The sequence below is a fragment of the Halomarinibacterium sedimenti genome (assembly GCF_019312585.1).
Lineage (GTDB): Bacteria > Bacteroidota > Bacteroidia > Flavobacteriales > Flavobacteriaceae > Halomarinibacterium > Halomarinibacterium sedimenti.
This window is the reverse complement of the sequence record NZ_JAHWDP010000012.1, coordinates 1-4,094: the sequence shown is the minus strand read 5'-3', so window position 1 is coordinate 4,094 and position 4,094 is coordinate 1. Positions and strand designations below refer to the sequence as shown.

General features: G+C 46.9%; 1 protein-coding gene. It reads left to right on the top strand.

The genetic code is table 11. From position 1 onward, the window contains the following. On the top strand, positions 1-4,094 hold a 4,094-nt coding region (locus tag KXJ69_RS13595), incomplete at both ends, for an FIDD domain-containing protein (protein ID WP_506737247.1).

Here is a 4,094-nt window from a genome sequence, read left to right as displayed (position 1 = left end):
AGCAGTTGTTATTCGGTAGTAGAGTTGTTGTTGGAAGTTAGGTTTAGTCCTGTGGCTACGGAGCCTTCGGGCCCTTTGCGATTGTGTGATGATGCAGTAGCCGATGGATTTACGAGTTTTGATTTAACGGTAGTAGCTGCGGAGGTATTGGGCAGTTTGGATCCCTTGGAGTTTGATTTGTACTATTATGAAGACGAGTTGGATGCGATAGCCGCTGGGGATGTTGCCTTGACAGCTCCAGATTTTTCGCAGGCGATACCGGATCCTACGGATTACATCAACACGTCTAACCCCCAGACGATTTATATTTTGGTGGTTGGTAACGGCAATAGTGTGAGTCCTAACAATGGTGCTAGTGGTTGTTACGATATTGTTCCCTTGGAGCTTATTGTGGATCCTTTACCTCCTAATTTAGGTCCTTTTGAGATGTATTTGTGTGATGATGAGCTAAACGGTAGCACGCCTACCGATGAGATAAGCACCTTTGATTTGACCTCTCAGGACATTGTCCTTACGGGCGGCGATCCAGATTTGGTAGTGACGTGGTATGCGACCCCTGGGGACGAGGTAGCGGACAATCCTATTGCTGACCCTACGATGTACCAGAATGTGATGACCCCCGAGACGGTTGTTGCAAGGATAGAGAGCCAGTATGGCTGTCGCACAGTGGTAACGATGACCATTACGGTACTTCCCAACCCTTCTCCCAATATGTCACCGGAACCTCTTGAGCTTTGTGACAATGAGGACACTACGGGCGATTTTGACAATGGTATATCGAGTGGATTCGATTTGACCCAGCGCGATACAGAGATTATCGATGGTGATCCCAATGTATCGGTATTATATTATGAGACCTTGGCAGAAGCCCAGGCGGGATTACCTGGGACAGAGCTTCTAAGTCCTTATACAAACATTGTTCCGGGCAACCAGATTGTGTACGCACGTGTGACGCGTGATGCTCCTCCTGCGATTTTGCCCTGTTATACGGTAGTGGAGTTGGAGCTTATTGTGATAGCTTTACCCGATGCACCAACGGAAGAATTTATTGACCCTATGTTTGAGTGTGATGATGATGGAGATGGTCAGGCGTTGTTTGATTTAACGCAGAACGATCCTTATGTGTTGGGTGTTCAGGACCCAAATGATTATGTTCTACCTATCACGTATTATACTTCATTAGCAGATGCACAGGCGCCTATCAATGCGATTGCTCCGGCCGATTCCTTTTTGAGCGGTGGGCAGACCATATGGGTGCGTTTGGAGAGTTTGATTACGGGTTGTGCTAGGATTAGCTCTTTTGAGCTTGAGGTAGGGGCTTTCCCTTCCATAGGTACGGGTAATGATTTGTATTTGTGTGATGATGAGATAGGGGGCAGTACCACTACGGACGGTTTATCGACCTTTGATTTAACGCAGAACACCTCGGTGATCGATATGGGCAATCCCGATTTAACGGTGACCTATTATGCCACTGCTAGTGACCAGGCCAATGATATTCCTATTGCCACTCCTTCGGCGTATCAAAATGTTATAACGCCACAGCAAGAGATATTTGTGACGGTACTAAGTGAAGAGAGTTGTCCAGCATATACGAGTTTTTTCATTAATGTAGAAGCCAACCCTAGTGCTCCGGAGCCTACCCCTTTGGTAGCGTGTGATGAGGACAACGATGGTTTTTACGATAATTTTATGCTTACAGACAAGGATGCTGAGATTGCCAATGGGGAGCCTGTGAGTGTTGTTTACTACGGTTCTTTGTTGGATGCACAGACGGCAGATCCTGGGGATCAGTTGTTGAGTCCCTATACCAATATTGTTCCATTTTCCCAGATTATTTATGCACGAGTGACCAATGATGTTCCTCCGGGAGTCAATGCCTGTTATACCATTGTAGCGTTGGAATTGCGGGTGGAGTTGTTACCCTCTGTGCCGGATGCCTCGACTTTTATCAATCCCATGTTTAGGTGTGACGATGATGGAGATGGTTTTGCGGAGTTTAACTTAGAGGCCAATACGGCACCAGCTTTGGCGGGCAATGACCCTACGCTTTACGGTGTGAGTTATCACGAGAGTTTATCGGATGCTCAGGCAGGTATTAATGCTATAGCCAATCCTAGCACCTATGTAAACATAGTGACTCCCGAGCAAGATGTTTGGGTTCGTGTAGAAGATTTATCTACGGGTTGTGCACGAGTGACGGAGTTTACCTTACGGGTAGATCCATTACCGTTATTAGGTACAGGTCCTTTTGAGATGGTGGAGTGTGATGACCAGGAAAATGGTAGTACGTTTAATGACCAGATAAGCACCTTTGATTTAACGTTGAACGATGATGCCATTACCCAGGGCAATGGCAGTTGGTCTGTGTTCTATTATGCGAGTTTGGATGATCAGAACAACAATGTTCCCATAGTGGATCCTACGGCGTATCAGAATACGGTCAATCCACAGGATATTTATGTAAGTGTTTTTACTCAGGCAGATTGTGAGTCCCGTACCAATGTGACCCTTCGTGTACTTCCCAATCCTAGTCCTGCAGAGCCAACGGCGCTTCGGGTATGCGATGGTAGTGGTGGTGCTCCCGATGATGAAGATTACAGGGATGGCATTAGTATTTTTGATTTAACCTTGAAGGATAACGAGATTCGTGACGGCGAGCCCAACATCAATATATTCTATTACGATACATTGGATGCTGCCGAGGCAGGTGTTGTGGGGACTGAGCTTATAAGTCCATACATTAACACGGTGCCTAATAGCCAGGTGGTCTATGCACGTGTGACCAAGGACGTTCCCCCAGGGGAGTTGCCTTGTTATACGATAGTTCCTTTGGAGCTTATTGTAGATCCTCTTCCGGAGGATACCTTTGAGATAGCAGATGTTGAGAACTGTCAGGTACCTTTTACGGGCCAGGCGTTTATAATATTGAATACCAAGGATGCAGAGATACTTTCATTCCAGGATCCCAACCATACCTATGAGGTGACGTACTATGAGACTTTAGCCGATGCGCAGGGTAATATCAACACGATAGCATCAGACACGCCGTATCCTTATAATACAGTTGCGACGACCATTTATGTAGGGATATTGAATCAAGAGACCCAGTGTTATGTGGCCAGTATGGAAGATCCCGATACAGAGGAAGTAAGTTTAAGTTTTGATTTAATAGTGAAGGAAGGCGCTACGGCCACTGAGCCTATCGAGGCGTATATTATTTGTGACAATCGGGCCCCTAGTGATGGCTATGGGGACTTCACCCTTATAGTAGATGCCAATAATCCAACAGAGTTGGATGCACAGGCAGCGGCCTTGGCAGAGGAGATATTGAATGGGCAGGATCCAAGTCAGTTTATCCTTACCTATCACGGTAGTGAGGCAGATGCTGAATTGGGCATTAATCCGCTTCCAAATATATATACAAATATTGTGAACCCTCAGGAGATTTACGCTAGGGTGACCAATACGATAGACCCAGAGGATGAGCGTGCCTGTTATGCTGTGACCCCTGTGATATTAAAGGTAGAGCAACTGCCACCTTTCCTATTGGAGGAGAGCTACAGGCTTTGTGTGGATGCCAATGGGAATCCTATAGAGGAGGAATCTGGTGCAGCATCCCCACCGTTGTTGGATACGGGTCTAGACCCACAGTTCTACACTTTTGTATGGTCATTTGACGGGCAGATTTTACCCAATGAGATAGGTCCTTCGTTGTTAGCGCTAAGCGGAGGGAGCTATAGTGTTTTGGTGACGGAGCTATCGACGGGCTGTCAGGCTGAGGCGGTAACTACGGTAGTGATATCATCTCCACCCTTGGTATACAGTGCCGAGGTGACCAGTGGGGCCTTTGCCGATGAGCATACCATTGTGGTGAGTGTAGAGTCTGGTAGTGGCCAGTGGATATACCAATTGGATGGTGGACCTTATCAGGATAGTGATACCTTTACGGGAGTGGATCCTGGGACGCATATCATCACCATAAGCGATGCTCATGGATGTGGTAGTGTGACCCTTGAGGTAGGGGTAGTGGACTATCCACAGTTTATGACCCCCAATGGCGATGGGTACCACGACACGTGGAATATAATTGG